Annotated in this window: 20 protein-coding genes; 7 read left to right on the forward strand and 13 right to left on the reverse strand. The window is 31.8% G+C overall.

The window, feature by feature from the left end:
• Positions 1–529: 529 nt before the first annotated feature.
• Positions 530–610 (reverse strand): delta-hemolysin, encoded by an 81-nt coding sequence (hld, locus tag IDG45_RS05470; RefSeq protein WP_000046023.1) that lies wholly within the window; start codon positions 608–610, stop codon positions 530–532.
• Positions 611–900: 290 nt separating this feature from the next.
• On the opposite strand from hld, the gene IDG45_RS05475 reads away from it, so the two are divergent.
• From IDG45_RS05475 to IDG45_RS05495, 5 genes are all read left to right on the forward strand, one after another.
• Positions 901–1,464, forward strand: coding sequence for an accessory gene regulator AgrB (locus tag IDG45_RS05475; RefSeq protein WP_001105716.1), 564 nt, complete (start codon positions 901–903; stop codon positions 1,462–1,464).
• A 1-nt stretch (position 1,465) separates the two neighbouring features.
• The gene (agrD, locus tag IDG45_RS05480) at positions 1,466–1,606 is read left to right on the forward strand and encodes a cyclic lactone autoinducer peptide AIP-IV precursor (protein WP_001094303.1); all 141 of its coding nucleotides are present in this window, start codon (positions 1,466–1,468) and stop codon (positions 1,604–1,606) included.
• A 24-nt stretch (positions 1,607–1,630) separates the two neighbouring features.
• A complete protein-coding gene (gene agrC / locus IDG45_RS05485; RefSeq protein WP_001807128.1) occupies positions 1,631–2,923 on the forward strand; it encodes a quorum-sensing sensor histidine kinase AgrC in 1,293 nt (430 codons plus the stop codon).
• 18 nt (positions 2,924–2,941) lie between these two features.
• Positions 2,942–3,658, forward strand: coding sequence for a quorum-sensing response regulator AgrA (agrA, locus tag IDG45_RS05490; protein ID WP_000688492.1), 717 nt, complete (start codon positions 2,942–2,944; stop codon positions 3,656–3,658).
• 71 nt (positions 3,659–3,729) lie between these two features.
• Positions 3,730–3,837, forward strand: a complete 108-nt coding sequence (locus IDG45_RS05495) for a hypothetical protein (RefSeq protein ID WP_031927410.1) — start codon at positions 3,730–3,732, stop codon at positions 3,835–3,837.
• Positions 3,838–4,023: 186 nt separating this feature from the next.
• Here IDG45_RS05495 and IDG45_RS05500 read toward each other — a convergent pair whose 3' ends face one another.
• The 7 genes from IDG45_RS05500 to IDG45_RS05530 all read right to left on the reverse strand — a co-directional run bounded on the left by IDG45_RS05500 (position 4,024) and on the right by IDG45_RS05530 (position 11,506).
• On the reverse strand, positions 4,024–4,983 hold the full coding sequence (locus IDG45_RS05500) for a carbohydrate kinase family protein (protein ID WP_001253302.1): 960 nt from the start codon (positions 4,981–4,983) through the stop codon (positions 4,024–4,026).
• Positions 4,980–6,464, reverse strand: a complete 1,485-nt coding sequence (locus tag IDG45_RS05505) for a sucrose-6-phosphate hydrolase (RefSeq protein ID WP_000141423.1) — start codon at positions 6,462–6,464, stop codon at positions 4,980–4,982. The genes IDG45_RS05500 and IDG45_RS05505 overlap by 4 nt, the downstream gene beginning before the upstream one ends.
• A gap of 148 nt (positions 6,465–6,612) precedes the next feature.
• Complete coding sequence (locus tag IDG45_RS05510) at positions 6,613–7,563, reverse strand: LacI family DNA-binding transcriptional regulator (protein ID WP_000790321.1); 951 nt, start codon at positions 7,561–7,563, stop codon at positions 6,613–6,615.
• A gap of 180 nt (positions 7,564–7,743) precedes the next feature.
• On the reverse strand, positions 7,744–8,994 hold the full coding sequence (locus IDG45_RS05515; RefSeq protein WP_001052272.1) for an ammonium transporter: 1,251 nt from the start codon (positions 8,992–8,994) through the stop codon (positions 7,744–7,746).
• Between the two features lie 208 nt (positions 8,995–9,202).
• Positions 9,203–9,427 carry a sulfurtransferase TusA family protein gene (locus IDG45_RS05520; RefSeq protein WP_000581074.1) on the reverse strand — a complete coding sequence of 75 codons (225 nt, stop codon included), beginning with the start codon at positions 9,425–9,427 and terminating at the stop codon, positions 9,203–9,205.
• Between the two features lie 59 nt (positions 9,428–9,486).
• Positions 9,487–10,566, reverse strand: a complete 1,080-nt coding sequence (locus IDG45_RS05525; RefSeq protein WP_000266892.1) for a YeeE/YedE family protein — start codon at positions 10,564–10,566, stop codon at positions 9,487–9,489.
• A 304-nt stretch (positions 10,567–10,870) separates the two neighbouring features.
• Positions 10,871–11,506: a redox-sensing transcriptional repressor Rex gene (locus IDG45_RS05530; RefSeq protein WP_001283612.1), complete on the reverse strand. Its 636-nt coding sequence runs from the start codon at positions 11,504–11,506 to the stop codon at positions 10,871–10,873.
• 252 nt (positions 11,507–11,758) lie between these two features.
• On the opposite strand from IDG45_RS05530, the gene IDG45_RS05535 reads away from it, so the two are divergent.
• Positions 11,759–13,687 (forward strand): ABC-F family ATP-binding cassette domain-containing protein, encoded by a 1,929-nt coding sequence (locus IDG45_RS05535; protein WP_000602075.1) that lies wholly within the window; start codon positions 11,759–11,761, stop codon positions 13,685–13,687.
• Positions 13,688–13,831: 144 nt separating this feature from the next.
• On the opposite strand, the gene IDG45_RS05540 is transcribed toward IDG45_RS05535, so the two are convergent.
• The gene (locus IDG45_RS05540) at positions 13,832–13,960 is read right to left on the reverse strand and encodes a hypothetical protein (protein WP_001791590.1); all 129 of its coding nucleotides are present in this window, start codon (positions 13,958–13,960) and stop codon (positions 13,832–13,834) included.
• A gap of 91 nt (positions 13,961–14,051) precedes the next feature.
• Here IDG45_RS05540 and IDG45_RS05545 point away from each other — a divergent pair, with 91 nt between their 5' ends.
• On the forward strand, positions 14,052–15,662 hold the full coding sequence (locus tag IDG45_RS05545) for a MutS family DNA mismatch repair protein (protein ID WP_000106319.1): 1,611 nt from the start codon (positions 14,052–14,054) through the stop codon (positions 15,660–15,662).
• Between the two features lie 429 nt (positions 15,663–16,091).
• Here the strand turns inward: IDG45_RS05545 and tsaD are convergent, their stop codons facing one another.
• The 4 genes from tsaD to tsaE are packed head-to-tail and all read right to left on the reverse strand — an operon-like array spanning position 16,092 to position 18,651.
• Positions 16,092–17,117 carry a tRNA (adenosine(37)-N6)-threonylcarbamoyltransferase complex transferase subunit TsaD gene (tsaD, locus tag IDG45_RS05550; RefSeq protein WP_000159047.1) on the reverse strand — a complete coding sequence of 342 codons (1,026 nt, stop codon included), beginning with the start codon at positions 17,115–17,117 and terminating at the stop codon, positions 16,092–16,094.
• Positions 17,110–17,574: a ribosomal protein S18-alanine N-acetyltransferase gene (rimI, locus tag IDG45_RS05555; protein ID WP_000372755.1), complete on the reverse strand. Its 465-nt coding sequence runs from the start codon at positions 17,572–17,574 to the stop codon at positions 17,110–17,112. The genes tsaD and rimI overlap by 8 nt, the downstream gene beginning before the upstream one ends.
• A complete protein-coding gene (gene tsaB, locus IDG45_RS05560; protein WP_001086751.1) occupies positions 17,547–18,209 on the reverse strand; it encodes a tRNA (adenosine(37)-N6)-threonylcarbamoyltransferase complex dimerization subunit type 1 TsaB in 663 nt (220 codons plus the stop codon). Before tsaB ends, rimI begins: the two co-directional genes overlap by 28 nt.
• The gene (tsaE, locus tag IDG45_RS05565) at positions 18,190–18,651 is read right to left on the reverse strand and encodes a tRNA (adenosine(37)-N6)-threonylcarbamoyltransferase complex ATPase subunit type 1 TsaE (protein WP_000590805.1); all 462 of its coding nucleotides are present in this window, start codon (positions 18,649–18,651) and stop codon (positions 18,190–18,192) included. Before tsaE ends, tsaB begins: the two co-directional genes overlap by 20 nt.
• Positions 18,652–18,681 lie beyond the last annotated feature (30 nt).

The raw sequence follows: 18,681 nt of genomic DNA on the forward strand, positions 1-18,681 counted from the left end.
TCTATGTTTATTTTTTTATAATAGATAACTCAGTAAGAGCCAATTTCACCCTTAGCAAATGAATGATTTCTTAATTATATTGATTATTTTTTGACCTTTTCCAACATTAGACTTATTCATAAATTTTAACGGTGGATCTCATAATGAGGATTAACTCTTCCCTTCTTTATTACAATAAAAAAGGCCGCGAGCTTGGGAGGGGCTCACGACCATACTTATTATTAAGGGAATGTTTTACAGTTATTTTTTCAATCTATTTTTGGGGATGTTATTAATTATGAAAAAAATTTTATTTATCAAATAATGATAAATCGATGTTGTTTACGATAGCTTACATGCTAGAAATAATTATCTGTAATGATAATTAAGAAAAATACATAGCACTGAGTCCAAGGAAACTAACTCTACTAGCAAATGTTACTCACTTGCTAATTTTACATGGTTATTAAGTTGGGATGGCTTAATAACTCATACTTTTAGTACTATACGAAGATAACAAATTTACAATGAAAGTAATTAATTATTCATCTTATTTTTTAGTGAATTTGTTCACTGTGTCGATAATCCATTTTACTAAGTCACTGATTGTTGAAATGATATCTTGTGCCATTGAAATCACTCCTTCCTTAATTAAGATAAAAAATTCTTAAAATTAAACAACTCATCAACTATTTTCCATCACATCTCTGTGATCTAGTTATATTAAAACATGCTAAAAGCATTTATTTTCCATTTTTTCTTAACTAGTCGTTTTTTATTCTTAACTGTAAATTTTTTTATGTTAAAATATTAAATACAAATTACATTTAACAGTTAAGTATTTATTTCCTACAGTTAGGCAATATAATGATAAAAGATTGTACTAAATCGTATAATGACAGTGAGGAGAGTGGTGTAAAATTGAATTATTTTGATAATAAAATTGACCAGTTTGCCACGTATCTTCAAAAGAGAAATAACTTAGATCATATTCAATTTTTGCAAGTACGTTTAGGGATGCAGGTCTTAGCTGTAAATATAGGTAAATTAATTGTTATGTATACTATTGCCTATATTTTAAACATTTTTCTGTTTACGTTAATTACGAATTTAACATTTTACTTAATAAGAAGACATGCACATGGTGCACATGCACCTTCTTCATTTTGGTGTTATGTGGAAAGTATTTTTTTATTCACACTCTTGCCTTTAATATTAGTAAACTATCATATTAACTTTTTAATTATGACTATTATGACAGTTATCGCCATAGGTATGATAATTAGATATGCTCCTGCAGCAACTAAAAAGAAGCCTATTCCTGTGCGACTTATTAAGCGGAAACGAAATTATGCGATTATTGTTAGTCTAATCTTTTTCATTATCACACTTATCATCAAAGAACCATTTGCTCAATTCATGCAATTAGGCATCATAATAGAAGCTATTACATTATTACCTATTTTCTTTGTTAGGAGGACTTAAAATGAATACATTATTAAACATCTTTTTTGATTTTATAACTGGTGTTTTAAAAAACATTGGTAACGTTGCTTCTTATAGTACATGTTATTTCATAATGGACGAAGTTGAAATACCTAAAGAATTAACTCAATTACACGAATAATATAAACAGAAAGTGTGATAGTAAGTGGAATCATTAAATAGTTATAATTTTGTTTTATTCGTATTAACTCAAATAATACTAATGTTTACAGTACCATCAATTATTAGTGGTATCAAATACAGTAAATCTGACTATTTGTATATCACGGGTATTACGGCATTATCGTTAATTCTATTTAATTTTATCGATAGCGTAACCTTAATAATACTAACTATATTCATAATTATATTATATTTCAGCAAAATCAAATGGTATTCTATTTTGCTGATAATGACCTCGCAGATTATTTTATACTGTGCAAATTACATGTATATAGTTATATTCACATATATTGTCAAAATCGTTGATAGTATATTTGTAATATTTCCCATCTTCTTTGTAGTTTATGTGACAATCAGTATACTATTTTCTTATATAATAAATAGAGTTCTCAAAAAGATTAGCTCATCATATCTAATACTAAACAAAGGTTTTTTAATAGTTATTTCAACCATTCTACTGCTTACTTTTTCATTGTTTTTCTTTTATTCTCAAATAAACTCGGATGAAGCTAAAGTAATAAGGCAGTATTCTTTTATTTTTATTGGAATCACTATATTTTTAAGTATATTAACATTTGTTATTTCACAATTTCTCCTTAAAGAGATGAAATACAAAAGAAATCAAGAAGAAATTGAGACCTATTACGAATACACATTAAAGATTGAAGCAATTAATAATGAAATGCGTAAGTTCCGACATGATTATGTCAATATCTTAACTACACTTTCAGAATACATTCGAGAAGATGACATGCCTGGTCTACGTGACTATTTCAATAAAAATATAGTGCCAATGAAAGATAACTTACAAATGAACGCTATTAAGTTAAATGGTATTGAGAATCTTAAAGTACGTGAAATTAAAGGCTTAATCACTGCTAAAATTTTACGTGCACAAGAAATGAGTATACCGATTAGTATTGAAATACCAGATGAAGTAACTCACATTAATTTGAATATGATTGATTTAAGTCGCAGTATTGGTATTATTCTTGATAACGCAATAGAGGCATCAACTGAAATTGATGATCCTATCATTCGAGTTGCATTTATTGAAAGCGAAAATTCAGTAACGTTTATTGTTATGAATAAATGTGCAGATGATATACCACGTATTCATGAATTGTTCCAAGAAAGTTTTTCTACTAAAGGTGAAGGTCGTGGTTTAGGTCTATCAACTTTAAAAGAAATTGCTGATAATGCAGACAATGTCTTATTAGATACAATTATCGAGAATGGTTTCTTTATTCAAAAGGTTGAAATTATTAACAACTAACCATAAGGATGTGAATGTATGAAAATTTTCATTTGCGAAGACGATCCAAAACAAAGAGAAAACATGGTTACCATTATTAAAAATTATATAATGATAGAAGAAAAGCCTATGGAAATTGCCCTCGCAACTGATAATCCTTATGAGGTGCTTGAGCAAGCTAAAAATATGAATGACATAGGCTGTTACTTTTTAGATATTCAACTTTCAACTGATATTAATGGTATCAAATTAGGCAGTGAAATTCGTAAGCATGATCCAGTTGGTAACATTATATTTGTTACGAGTCACAGTGAACTTACCTATTTAACTTTTGTCTACAAAGTTGCAGCGATGGATTTTATTTTTAAAGATGATCCAGCTGAATTAAGAACTCGAATTATAGACTGTTTAGAAACTGCACATACACGCTTACAATTGTTGTCTAAAGATAATAGCGTTGAAACGATTGAATTAAAACGTGGCAGTAATTCAGTGTATGTTCAATATGATGATATTATGTTTTTTGAATCATCAACAAAATCTCACAGACTCATTGCCCATTTAGATAACCGTCAAATTGAATTTTATGGTAATTTAAAAGAACTGAGTCAATTAGATGATCGTTTCTTTAGATGTCATAATAGCTTTGTCGTCAATCGCCATAATATTGAATCTATAGATTCAAAAGAGCGAATTGTCTATTTTAAAAATAAAGAACACTGCTATGCATCAGTGAGAAACGTTAAAAAAATATAATAAGATAATAAAGTCAGTTAACGGCGTATTCAAATGCAAATCTTGTTGGATTTTAACAAGATAACTAGCAAATGCACTGTATAGCTGGCTTTTTAATTTTAATAACAACACTAAATATGACGCGTGAATTAAAAAATGATGCAACGTTTCTTTGTATACCTATTCCTATTACTACATAATTTATCAATTTCTATTTCACTCTACAATCCTATGGCGCAATTTTTAACAAAATGTACTAAATTTGAAATCGACAGTTTTCTTAAATAAAATGCTACAATTTCCTACCCCGTGAATCTTATTTTGTTTAAAAAACAGTGTAGCACAAGATTCAACTTGTTTCCTACACTGTTTTATAAATGAATTATTTAAAATGCTTGTTCAACCTCTTGTAATGTTGGCAAACTATTAATAGCACCATACTTCGTTGTCACTATTGCAGCAACGCGATTGCTAAACGCTAAAATTTCCTCACCTTCATTTTCAAATAACTGAGTTAAATTTAACACATCGGTTGCTAAAATCCTGCTAATAACTGCACCAATAAAGGCATCCCCTGCCCCAGTTGTATCAACAGGTTTTACCTTATAGCCACTATGATAATGATTAATACCATTTTTCAAATATACGGCAGCACCATCTGCTCCCTTCGTATAAATGACTACAGTGACATTACCTGTAAATAAAGATTGAATGGCTTCATTTTCATCATGAATACCTGTAATAAATTCTAATTCTTCATCTGAAACTTTTACAATATGCGCCAATGGCAAAAAGGTATGAATAGTTTGTCTTAAATCTTCAGCGTTATCCCATAATGGCAATCTTACATTAGGATCAAATACGACAGTACCATTTGCATTTAATGTTTTGGTAATCAATTGATAATGTGCATCTCTCATCGGACTATCGACCAAATCAACAGAACAAAAATGTACTACATCATTTTCATTCACATCAATATCATTCACAAAACTTGGTTCAAATAACATATCAGCAGAGGGCTTACGATAAAAAGAAAAATCTCGCTCGCCCGCTTCAGTCAAACTCACAAAAGCTAACGCAGTGTTTGCTTCATTCGTGCGATACACTTTTGATACATCTACACCAATACTTGATATCGTTTCAATAATGCTATCTCCAAATGCATCATTACCTAATTGTGTAATCATATACGCTTGTTGTCCTAACTTTTGAACTGTACAAGCTACATTACAAGGTGCGCCACCAATTTGCTTCGTAAATGTTTGAACATCTTTTAAATTCGCATTTGTAATATTTGGAATAAAATCAATTAACGCTTCTCCTATTGAAAATAGACGTCTCATTTATGTTCATCCTTTAAATCGTATTTAGTAAATTGTAAATATACTTGCCCTGATTCTGTCGATGTTTTAATACCTAGTGCGTCTTCTGTCGGGAAAATTCGAGATGTCAAAACACGTTCCCCATCATTACAGAAAATTTCTATACTAGATGTATCAACAAAAATTTGTAATTGCTTTAATGGCGTGTCTAATATTGTACTACGCATCGTACCTTCAACATTTGTCGGCAATAAACCACTGTCGCTGCGATCTAATGTTATTTTATTTTCACGCTTGTTATAAGCGATTAATGTTGAAGAAGTCTTAGACGTACGTAATTCAAAGTACACTTCGGTAGCATCATTATCCAAAATATCTATGATTAATTCATACTGTTTACCTTCATACGGATGTAATTTTCGAGTAAATTTATTTGCGTAGCCTAATGCTGTCTCTTTATTGTGACGTAATTTTTCCAACGCTGGATATGGGCGTTGCTTAAGTTGACCATTTTCTACATTTAATACACGAGGAATTGTTAAGCAATGGGCCCATCCTTCATTATCAGTAGGATATTCGATTTCCGGTAACCCCATCCATCCAATTAGTACTCGTCGGCCTTTTTCATCTAAAAATGTTTGAGGTGCATAGAAATCAAAGCCATTATCAAGCTCGACAAAATTTTCATGTTCATAAGTTAACTTTTCAATATCAAACTTTCCAAGTATATAACCACTTTGATAAATATTTTTGAACTGATCGCCTTTTGGTTTAATACCTTGTGGACAAATAAGTATGACATCTTGATTATCTACATTAAAGTAATCTGGGCATTCCCACATATATCCAAAATCATCTAACTCTGTATTTATTTCACCTAAATAATGCCAATTAATTATATCTTCAGTATTATAAAGTAATAATCGACCTTGCTGATCATTATTTTGTGCGCCAATGATTGCATAATATTTCTCACCATATTTAAAAACTTTAGGATCTCTAAAATGACTCGTATATCCTTCTGGTTGCTGGCTAATTACTGGCTTTGGAAACTTTTCAACTGAACCGTCTTCTTTCAATCGTGCGATCATCTGACTCGCATGTCGTTGCCAATGATTATCTCGATGATTTCCTGTGTACATATAATATAAATGCCCGTTATATTCAAAAGCGCTACCGCTATAAACACCATGGCTGTCATATTTAGTATCTGGATTTAATATTGGCCCTTCAGCTTTAAAGTTTATTAAGTCATCACTCGTGTAGTTATACCAATACTTTAAACCATGTACTGCGCCTAATGGGAACCATTGATGTGAAACATAATACTTCCCTTTATAAAAAATAAGTCCGTTGGGATCATTTAATAAACCTGTTTCTGGTTGTATATGAAATTGTTGACGAAATTTTGATTGATCAACTTGTTGTTTTAATGTTTTAAAATACTCAGTATCAACGTCCTCGATTCGTTGATAACGTTCTTCTCTAGTCCATTCGGTCATAATATTTACCCAGTCCTCCTTTTATAATTTATGCTGTTAACAATTTATATTCTATTATAGCAAATTTTACCTATGTTCTTTAACTTTTAACCTATCCATTTATACTTATATGGTATCGGTTCCACATTTATTTTAAAAAATACAGCGTCTAAATATTAACATCTACTGTGACGCTATATGGCATATCTTGCTTTTTAAGCATCTGTTGTATCTCTTCCATCGCGCATTGGCCAGCTTCAAAATAATTATAATGAATTGTTTTTATCGATGGAGACACTAATTGTGTCATTGGGTCACCACCAAAACCATATATTTGATGTGGTTTCATAACATCTTTTTTATCAGAATAATATTTATAGGCAGCTAATGCAATCGTATCAGTTGCTCCAACAACCGCATCTACTTGCTCCACATTTTCCAAAACATTTGCAACATCTTTTTGTGCTTCCACATAAGTAAAATTTGTTTCATGTATATTAGGTTTAATTTGGTATTTGGCTAACTGGTCAAGTAAACCACGTTTTCTATGTATACCAACTGCAATATCTTTTTCACTCACACTAAACACTTCAATTTGTTGATATCCCTGTTGACCAATCCATTCACCTATAATTTGACCTGCTTTATAATCATCATGCACAATACTATGAAGTTGTTCATGTTGTTGACCAACAATAACGATTGGTACATTCATTTTATTAATGACTTCTATATGTCTCTCTGTTATGTCTGTAGCCATTAAAACAATACCATCTACTTTACTGCGTGCTAATGTTTCAAGCGCTTGTATTTCTGCTTCGATATTTAATCCTGTGTAATTCAAAATTAATTGTGATTCATATTTTTGGCATTGTTTTGCCAATCCTTTGATTGTTTCATCTACTGCATATGAATTCATTCTAGGTATAATGGCACCAATAAGGTGTGTTTGTCTCGCTCTTAAACTTTGAGCAAATTGATTCGGTTGATAGTCATGTTCTGCTATAATTTTTGTTAATTTTTCACTTGTTTTTTTACTGACAGATCCATTATTTAAAAATCTAGATACTGTACTTTTTGAAACGCCTGCCAATTTGGCAATATCAGATATATTTTTCATACTTATTCACCTATCATTATTTGTGACACTTAGCCTTATTTTAGCATATGTGTAACCGCTTTAAATAATATTTCTGCTTCTTTCATAAAAAGATTTCAAAATAAAACTTTTGTATAACAAAATGTCCCAACATCAACCTTTAGTTAAATGTCAGGACAATGAATATTCTATGTATATATTCTAATATCGAATATGTTTATTGAATCTATTTAGCTCACCTTCAAAGTAAGCATGTTCACCGTGAACAATCTTGTCTAATCCTATATTCGTTTCTTGTTCCGTAACAGATAATGGTGTAATTAATTTAATTACTTTCGCAATAATAAACGTCATGACGATACTAAAAATTACAACTGCTGTTACACATAATATTTGTACAAGTATAATATGTATGTCACCAGTATAAATAAAGCCATTCTCAATGTCAGGATTTGCCTTTTTACTTTGGAAAAAGGCTGTTAATACTGCACCAATAATACCACCAACACCATGAATACCAAATGCATCTAATGCATCATGATATTTTAGTTTTACTTTGATGTAATTAATAACGATATAGCAACAGATACCACCGATCATTGCCATGATTGTTGCACTAAGATATGTCACGTATCCTGCTGCAGGTGTAATGACAACTAAACCAGCTAATGCACCTAGTAATAACCCTAGTAAACTTGTAGTCTTTTTAAAAATATATTCTAGAATTAACCAACCTATAGCACCTGCACTGGCTGAAATGACAGTATTTGTAAATGCAAGCATCGCAATATTATCAAATGTAAAAGCACTACCTACATTAAATCCATACCAACCAATCCACACAAATATACCGCCAATCAACGTAATGATAAGATTATGTGGTGTTGATTCAGAATGTTTGTTTCCTTTTCCAATCATAATAGCTAATACTAAACCAGAAACACCTGATGTAATATGAACAACAGTACCTCCAGCGAAATCTAATACACCGAGTTTGTTAATCCAACCGCCGCCCCAAACCCAATGTGCTACTGGACTGTATACAAGAGCAGTCCATATTACCACGAATAATAAATAAGGAATAAACTTCATTTTCTCAGCGATTGAACCAGATAAAATAGAAATTGCAATCGTACAAAACATCATTTGAAATAACATAAACAAAGCGAAAGGAATATGTGGACTAATATCTTCCTGAGTCGCAAAACCTACATGATTAAGAAAAGTGTATTCCCAATTTCCGAACCATAAATTCCCATTCCCAAAACTAATTGTAAAACCAACTGTTATCCATACAAATGTAACAAGCACAATTGCTGCCATACTTTGCATGACAGTATTTAGCGCATTTTTAGATTGAACTAACCCACCATAAAATAAACTTAATCCTGGTGTCATTAGCCAAACTAATAATGTACACAAAAACATAAATATCGTATCGTTAAGATTCATACTTACCACTCCCTTGTTTTCATAATAATCTGACAATTTGTAAAAAACAAAAATGTGTAAAGTTTTATTACATCTTTTTGAATAAAATGTATCACGCTATATAAAATTAATTTCGTGAACTAAAACCAAAAAAGACTACTTACTCACTTTTAAAGTAGCGGAAGTAGCCGTAGAATCTAATATCTATTTTATTATTAAAATGATAACGTTAAACTTTTTGAATTGTAATCGTCCATGAAGCATTATCAATTTGTTCATAGTTTGTTACAGGATATCCATTTTCTGCAGCCCAATTTGGAATAGCTTCCGTCGCTTGTGTACAGTCAAAATCAATTTTTAATTCATCTCCAGATTTCAATGTTGCCATTTTCTTTTGCGCTTCAATTAACGGAAATGGACATACCATTCCTACTGTACCTAATTCGTGTATCATAATTATTTCTCCTTTTCCAATCACTTTTATTTGATCAACATCATTTGCATAATAATCTTCTATACTATTTGCGTTTGCTGTTGGACCTTTGCAGATTGTTGTTGTACTTTTTTCATTGGACGAACAAAGATAAAATGACTCATTGTCCATACCCCAACTATCATCGATGCTAGCGCAATCCATCCTTGCCAAGTCATCGTTGCCGTTTCAACCAAACCGTTACCGATAGAACAACCACCAGCAACTGACGCACCAAATCCCATACATATGCCACCAATAGCACTGTTTCGTATTGTAATCTTGTCTGGCAATCGCCATTTAAATTCTCTTGATCCTCTAGCTGCAATATATGAACCGATGAAAATTCCTAGAACTAAAAAGACACCCCAATCAATAAATTTAGTTTCACCTGTAATCAAAAAGTGTACTAAATTTGCTGATGGCGTTGTTATACCTAAACCGTCATTTCTTCCAGTTGATGCACTCATTGGCCAAGCTAAAAGTGCGATAAGTCCAATTGCAATTGCTGCAATAAATGGATGGTATCGTTTTTCGAAAAGGTAATATCTAATACCTGTATAACGTTGCTTTAGTTTTGGAACAGCAACTCGAACTTTCTTATTATTAAGTGTTCTTACAACTAGAAAAATGGTGATTATAGTTAATATAACGACTAATCCCCAAAACGGAATGCCAGTTGTTTGAGACATATCACTATTTATATTCGTTGGTTGATTAATTTTATCCATTACTGGCTTTAAAATCCCTGTTTTAGTGATTGCTGCAGTAACAGCATATAATACTAATGCAATCCAACTACCAATTAGCCCTTCACCAGCGCGATACCAAGTACCTGTTGCACACCCTCCAGCCAATACTATTCCAATTCCAAAAATAAAAGAACCTATAACTGTTCCCAATATTGGAAAACTATGTGCAGGAATTTGTAAAATACCTGTTGCCGTCAAAATCAATAATCCTATACTTTGAATAGTAATAGCGATTAATAATGCATAGAACATCTTATTATTCTTTTGCACATACATATCTCGAAAGCCACCTGTTAAACAAAATCTTGTTCTTTGCATCACAAAACCTAAGAGTCCCCCGACAATTAAGCCACTAAAAATCATCCACATCGTCCTAACCCCCTAATTTCCGATAAGTTTAGTATGTATTATAGGCGATGATTTTCTTGTTTTCAACCTCATACACAATATTTTTGATATTTATATTATGTTCATATAAGAAATGCGATTAATTACGATTCATCATTATATCTCTACGTGTTAATTTATTAACCTATACTATATTTATCAACACAACAGTTTTCCCTTTCATTTTCAAACACAACAGAAAAAGCCTGAGACATACTTAGTCCCAGACTGTTCTATAATTAATTAAAAATATAACAAGGTTAATCATTCAAAGCTAACATCACATTTATTCACTGTAATTTTTCATAAAGAATAATAACGACTGTAATTCTATACCTAAGTCAATTTGATGTACTTGCACATCTGAAGGCGTATTAATTCTACCAGGAGTGAAGTTTAAAATACCTTTCACACCAGCTTGGACGAGTTCATCTGCAACTTTCTGTGCAACTCTTTCTGGTGTAGTTAGAATCACAACATCTATTTCTTCCTTCTTCAATGTTGTTATTAATTCATCGTTATCTTTTACAATAACGTTCCCTATTTTCTGGCCAATAACATCTTCTTTTACGTCAAACGCTTCTGTAATCGTCATATCGTCATGTATTGAAAAGTTATATGTGAGCAAAGCTTTCCCTAGGTTCCCAACTCCGACAATTGCGATTTTGATCATGTCACTCTCGCTTAGTTCAGATTTAAAGAAATCCAATAAACTATCTATATTATATCCGTACCCTTTTTTACCTAATTCGCCAAAATATGAAAAGTCACGACGAATTGTTGCCGAGTCAATTTGTAACGCATCGCTAATCGCTTTTGAATTTACACGATCTATACCTTTAGATTTTAATGAACTGACAAATCTATAATATAACGGCAAACGTTTTAAAGTTGCTCGAGGAATTTTAACTTGGTCACTCATTCGCTATTTCCTCCTTCGTGTTTGAATGAATTATATCTATGTATTCAAACGAGTTAGAGCGTAATTGTTAGATTATTAAAAAACAAATAATTGATTACAATGAATACCTAAATATTATACATTATTGAATTTTAAAAATAAATATCTTAGTTTCAAGACGGCGTTTTATACTGTAAAATGGTTATTAATGTAATAATTACGACTTTTATCATAAGTTAATAAAATTTGCGAAAGACGAAAGGTGAAGATCGAATGATACTTTTACAACTCAATCATATATCAAAATCGTTCGATGGTGAAGATATATTTACTGATGTTGATTTTGAAGTAAAAACTGGTGAACGAATTGGTATCGTAGGAAGAAATGGCGCCGGTAAATCAACATTGATGAAAATTATAGCTGGTGTAGAAAACTATGATTCTGGAAATGTGTCAAAAATTAAAAACTTAAAACTAGGTTATTTAACTCAACAAATGACTTTAAATTCTAATGCAACAGTTTTTGAAGAAATGTCAAAACCATTTGAACATATTAAACGAATGGAAAGCTTAATCAAAGAAGAAACAGATTGGTTATCAAAACATGCAAATGATTACGATAGTGATACATATAGAACACATATGTCCCGTTATGAATCTTTATCGAATCAATTTGAACAATTAGAAGGATATCAATATGAAAGTAAAATTAAAACAGTACTTCACGGGTTAAATTTTAGTGAAGAAGATTTCAATAAACCTATCAATGATTTTAGCGGTGGCCAAAAAACACGTTTATCTTTAGCTCAAATTCTATTAAATGAACCTGATTTATTACTTTTAGATGAACCTACTAACCACTTAGATTTAGAAACGACAAAGTGGCTTGAAGATTATCTACGTTATTTTAAAGGTGCAATCGTCATCATCAGCCATGATCGTTACTTTTTAGATAAAATAGTTACTCAAATTTATGATGTGGCTTTAGGTGATGTCAAACGCTATGTTGGTAATTACGAGGAATTTATACAGCAACGGGATTTATATTATCAAAAACGAATGCAAGAATATGAAAGTCAACAAGCAGAAATAAAACGATTAGAAACTTTTGTTGAGAAAAATATTACCCGTGCTTCAACAAGTGGAATGGCAAAAAGTAGACGTAAGATTTTAGAAAAAATGGAACGCATTGATAAACCAATGTTAGATGCCAAAAGTGCAAATATTCAATTTGGTTTTGACCGGAATACAGGTAATGACGTCATGCATGTAAAAAATTTAGAAATCGGTTATCAAACTGCAATTACCAAACCTATCAGTATAGAGGTCTCTAAAGGCGATCATATAGCAATCATTGGGCCAAATGGTATTGGAAAATCGACCTTAATTAAAACTATTGCTAAACAACAAAAAGCGCTTAATGGCGATATTACTTTTGGCGCAAATTTACAAATTGGTTATTATGATCAAAAGCAAGCAGAATTTAAATCTAGTAAAACGATTTTAGATTATGTGTGGGATCAATATCCGTTAATGAATGAAAAAGATATTCGTGCAGTTCTTGGACGTTTCTTATTTGTACAAGACGATGTTAAAAAGATAATTAATGATTTATCTGGTGGTGAAAAAGCACGTTTACAACTAGCACTACTTATGTTGCAGCGTGACAATGTACTTATTTTAGATGAACCTACCAACCACCTCGATATAGATTCAAAAGAAATGTTAGAGCAAGCACTCCAACATTTTGAAGGAACAATACTATTTGTTTCCCATGATCGTTACTTTATTAACCAATTAGCAAACAAGGTATTTGATTTAACAATTGATGGCGGAAAGATGTATTTGGGAGATTATCAATATTACATTGAAAAAGTTGAGGAAGCGGAAGCATTGAAAGCGCACCAAGAAGAACAGTCAGTTAACGTACAAGCACATGAAAAGTCTATGGAACAATCGTCGTATCATAACCAAAAAGAACAAAGACGTGAACAACGTAAACTTGAACGACAAATATCCGAGTGTGAAAATGAAATAGAAACTTTAGAGACTACTATCTTACAAATAGACGAGCAATTAACCCAACCAGAAGTTTATAACAATCCACAAAAAGCAAACGAATTAGCTATCCAAAAACAAGATAGCGAACAAAAATTAGAACACGCTATGTCTAAATGGGAAGAATTACAACAAAAACTATAAAAATATACATAACTCTAACTGTAAAATCGCTATAGTTAGAGTTATTTTTTTACAAATTTTAAATTTTTTTATTCACAATAAAAACGCTGATATTATAGCTATCCACAGAGTTATCCTAGTTATCCACAAGTAAATTAACACTAATCAATCATTTATTTTCTGTTTCCCCACCTGATATCCACAATAAATAACGTTATCAACACCTTTTATCCACAAGTTATACACTCTTTGTTGATAAGTACGCATGTTCTCTATTGACATTGTTTTTATCAAAATCCATTGTTAATATATTTTCTTCATGAAATAATAATAATAATATTGAAGTATATTTTTATTATTATTCAAAATAAATAAGGAGATAGTTATGAGCACAAATCAAACATTTTTAATATTTGTTATAGCAATTATTCTACTTACATCGGTAATAGGAATTGTTGGACGATACATGAGTCGTCAACGCCTTTTTAAATCTATGGAAACATTATGGCAAACGATTTCTCCATTAGAGTCTTTTATCAGACCGAACTCACATTTCGACTATGAGTATAAGCTCTACAAGGATAAATTTGAATCACATTCATTAGTTGATGATAAAACTTGGTCCGATTTAAATATGAATGCAATCTTTCATAAGATGAATTATAATTTAACAGCTATTGGTGAAATGAAACTATATGCCTGTTTACGTGGAATGCTTTCAATTTCGAACAAATCATTACTTAGTTTATTTAATGATAATGCTGAATTTAGAAAAAACGTAACATATCATTTAGCTTTGATAGGTAAAACTGTTTATCCAACATTTCCAGACCAAATCACACCGGTAAAACGTCAAAATATATTGTTTCTATGCCCGTTTTTACCAGTTATCTCATTTGCAGTTATATTTATTAATTCACAAGTTGGTATTTTATTATTTCTTATGAGTTGCCTATTTAATATCATTTTATCTGCAACTTTAAAGCGTACATATGAGGATGACTTAAAGTCTATCTTTTATGCATCCAATGTTTTAAAACAAGGCTATACTATCTCAAAAATTAAACATGCTCCACAACCCGAAGTCAATTTTAAGCAATTTAGAACAGCACGTCATTTAACGAGTGTTTTAGCTGAAGTTAATGATGAAGATATTGGAGCTATGGTAATTAAACTAGTTAAACTTATTTTCATGCTTGATTATGTTTTATTCCATTCAATTCAAAAAAGCTATACAACACATATGAATGAGCTAAAAAATTGTTTCGATTACATAGCTGAATTAGATAATCATTATGCATTAGCAATGTATCGTAGAACGCTAGAATACTTTACTGAACCACAAATTGATGATTCAAATGATGGCATAGTATTCTCTGAGTTAACACATCCACTCATAGCAGATGCAGTAGCCAATGATTTCTCACTATCACAAAATATACTGTTAACTGGGTCTAATGCTTCGGGTAAATCAACATTTATGAAATCCATAGCAATAAACATTATTCTTGCATCGGCTATACAAACAGTTACCGCAAGCAAATTTGTATATCAACCTGGAATTGTGTTCACGTCAATGGCAAATGCCGATGATGTGTTATCAGGCGATAGTTATTTTATGGCTGAATTAAAATCTATTAAGCGTATTGTTGAAATTCCTGATAATCAAAAAATATACTGCTTTATCGATGAAATTTTTAAAGGTACCAACACAACTGAACGAATTGCCGCTTCAGAATCAGTACTATCATTTTTACATGAAAAATCTAACTTTAGAGTTATTGCAGCAACACATGATATTGAGTTAGCTGAACTCTTAAAACAACGTTATGAAAATTATCATTTCAATGAGGTAATAGAAAATAATAACATACATTTTGATTACAAAATTAAGCCTGGCAAAGCAAATACACGTAATGCAATCGAATTATTAAAAATCACTTCATTTCCAGCAAAAATATATGAACGAGCAAAAGATAATGTTTCCAATGGTTAGCATGAATCTTGAACATCAATCAATGTTCAAATCGCAACATTGTTATTTTTACAGTTTTTGACTGAACGAAAATGCGCTTGTAATAAGTTTTTTCAATACTAGTCCGGGGCCCCAACATAGAAGCTGGCGGAAAGTCAGCTTACAATAATGTGCAAGTTGGCGGGGCCCCAACATAGAAGCTGGCCGAAAGTCAGCTTACAATAATGTGCAAGTTGGGGTGGGGCCCCAACATAGAGAAATTGGAACACCAATTTCTACAGACAATGGAAGTTGGGGCGGGGCCCCAACATAATAAATCATTAGTGGTTCTTTATCTTTTCTGTCTCAATCCCCTAATTGCAATATAAAAACGTCAGCTATCACATGACAGAAGACAGTGAACAGTTTCAATAATGTTCATCGTAATCATGTTAATAACTGACGTTTATTTTATTCTGCAGAATACTCTTCTAAATCTATATTACTGTGCCCATTTAATGCTAAATCAGCAAATCGACCTTGCTGATACAAATAGTGGCCGGCAACGCCTATCATTGCAGCATTATCTGTGCATAATTTAGGACTTGGGATAGTTAATTGAATGTCATTGACTTTGCATTGATCCGCTAAAGATTGACGTAATCCTTTATTACTCGCCACTCCACCAGCAACAATTAATCGCTGAACACCATATTCTTTACAAGCTTGAATAGCTTTAAACGTAAGCACCTCTACAACACTATTTTGAAAGCTCGTTGCTACGTTAGCTTCAATGATTGGAATATTTTTTTGTCGTTGATTGTGAAGTTGATTGATTACGGCACTTTTCAACCCACTAAAACTAAAATCATAACTATCTTTATCCAACCAAACACGAGGGAATGAATAAGTATCTTCACCTTCAGCAGCCAACCGATCAACTTGTGGACCACCTGGATAATTTAAACCAATTGTTCGTGCCACTTTATCATAAGCCTCACCTACTGCATCATCTCGTGTTTCACCAATGACTTCAAATGTTAAATGATCTTTCATATAAACTAATTCAGTATGTCCACCTGAAACAATAAGTGCAATTAGCGGGAATGTTAATGGCTCTTCTATGTGATTAGCATATATATGTCCTGCAATATGATGAACTGGAATAAGTGGCTTATCGTAAGCAAATGCCAATGCTTTGGCTGCATTAACACCTATTAGTAACGCACCAATTAGTCCAGGGCCTTCTGTAACCGCTATGGCATCAATATCTTCCATTGATACATCGGCATCCACTAGAGCCTCGTTTATTGTTGTTGTTATACCTTCAACGTGATGTCTACTTGCCACTTCGGGAACGACACCGCCAAATCGTTTATGACTTTCAATCTGACTTAAAACTGTATTTGATAAAATATCTCTGCCATTTTTTATAACACTAACGCTTGTTTCATCACAACTTGTTTCAACAGCTAATATTAATATATCTTTAGTCATTTAAATTCACCCACATAACCATTGCGTCCTCACCTTCACCATAATAATTTTTACGTTTACCACCATATTGAAATCCTAAATTTTCATATACATGTTGTGCCACTTTATTATTAACTCTTACTTCTAAACTCATCACATCACAAGTGTGACTTGCATAGTTTATTCCGTATTTTAAAAGCATTTGACCTAAACCATAGCCTCTATAATTATCATCGATTGCAACTGTCGTAATTTGAGCTTGATCGATAACAATCCATAAACCTAAATAACCAATAATTTGTTGTTCAAATTCTAAGACAAAATATTTCGCAAAGTTATTTTGCTCTATTTCATGATAAAATGCGTCAATTGTCCAAGAACTATCATTGAAACTCCGACGCTCAATATCAAAGACTTGTGGCACATCTTCTTTGGTCATCTCTCTAATGTTTAATTGTTCTTTTGACTGTTGATCCAATTTCGTTCCGCCTCAGCTAATTTATGGTATTTAGGAGTAAATGTATGTACGTCTGAAGGTTTATCTATCAATTGATACATTACTGATGCATTTGGTAGCTGCGCAATCACATCACCTTGCAATTCATCTTGTAATTTTACAGTATCTTTCCCAATATAAATAAATGGTTGGTTTAAATCTTCTAAAAAAGCTCGCAATGCTTCTATCGACATATATTGATCTTCTAAAATAGTCACTAATTGACCATTTTGCCACTGGAATATGCCTGTATAAACTGCTTGTCGTCTTGCATCAAACACAGGAACCAATAATTTATCAGTATGATCGATTGTTGCTGCCAATGCCTTTAATGATGAAACACCATATAATTTAACATCTAACGCATACGCTAATGTTTTAGCAACAGTAACACCGATACGTAAGCCAGTATATGAACCAGGACCTTCAGCAACAATAATCGCATCTAATTGCTGTTTAGTTATTTTGCTCTGCTCAAACAGCTGACTAATCGCAGGCATTAATTGCACTGAATGATTTTGTTTAGAATCCGTAGTTATTTCAGCTAAAACTTCATCGTTTTGCATCAATGCTACTGATAATGGTTGATTCGATGTATCAATGAGCAGCGAATTCATGGATAATTGCCTCCTTAATTTGTTCATAATGTTCTCCTTGAGCGAACAACTCAATTTGTCTTGTATTTTCAGATATTGTTGAAATGTTAATAGATAAATGCGTCGCTGGAAGTAAATCTTTTATAAATTGACTCCATTCAATAACAGTAATTGCCTGATCTTCGAAAAATTCATCAAACCCTAAATCTTCATCAGAATCTTCTAAGCGATAACAATCCATATGATGCAATTTTAAATTTTTACCCCTATATGATTTAATGATGTTAAATGTCGGGGAATTAATCGTACGTCTTACACCAAGAGCTTTTCCTATAAATTGCGTTAACGTTGTTTTACCTGCTCCTAAATCTCCGTTAAGTAAAATCAAATCACCACTTTTCAATTGCTCAACTAAAAACATAGCAAATTGATTCATTTCATCTAAATTATTTATCTTTATCAATGTTGATTCTCCTATATTATGCTTTTCATT

The sequence above is a fragment of the Staphylococcus sp. EG-SA-10 genome (assembly GCF_017151945.1).
Classification (GTDB): Bacteria; Bacillota; Bacilli; order Staphylococcales; family Staphylococcaceae; genus Staphylococcus; species Staphylococcus aureus.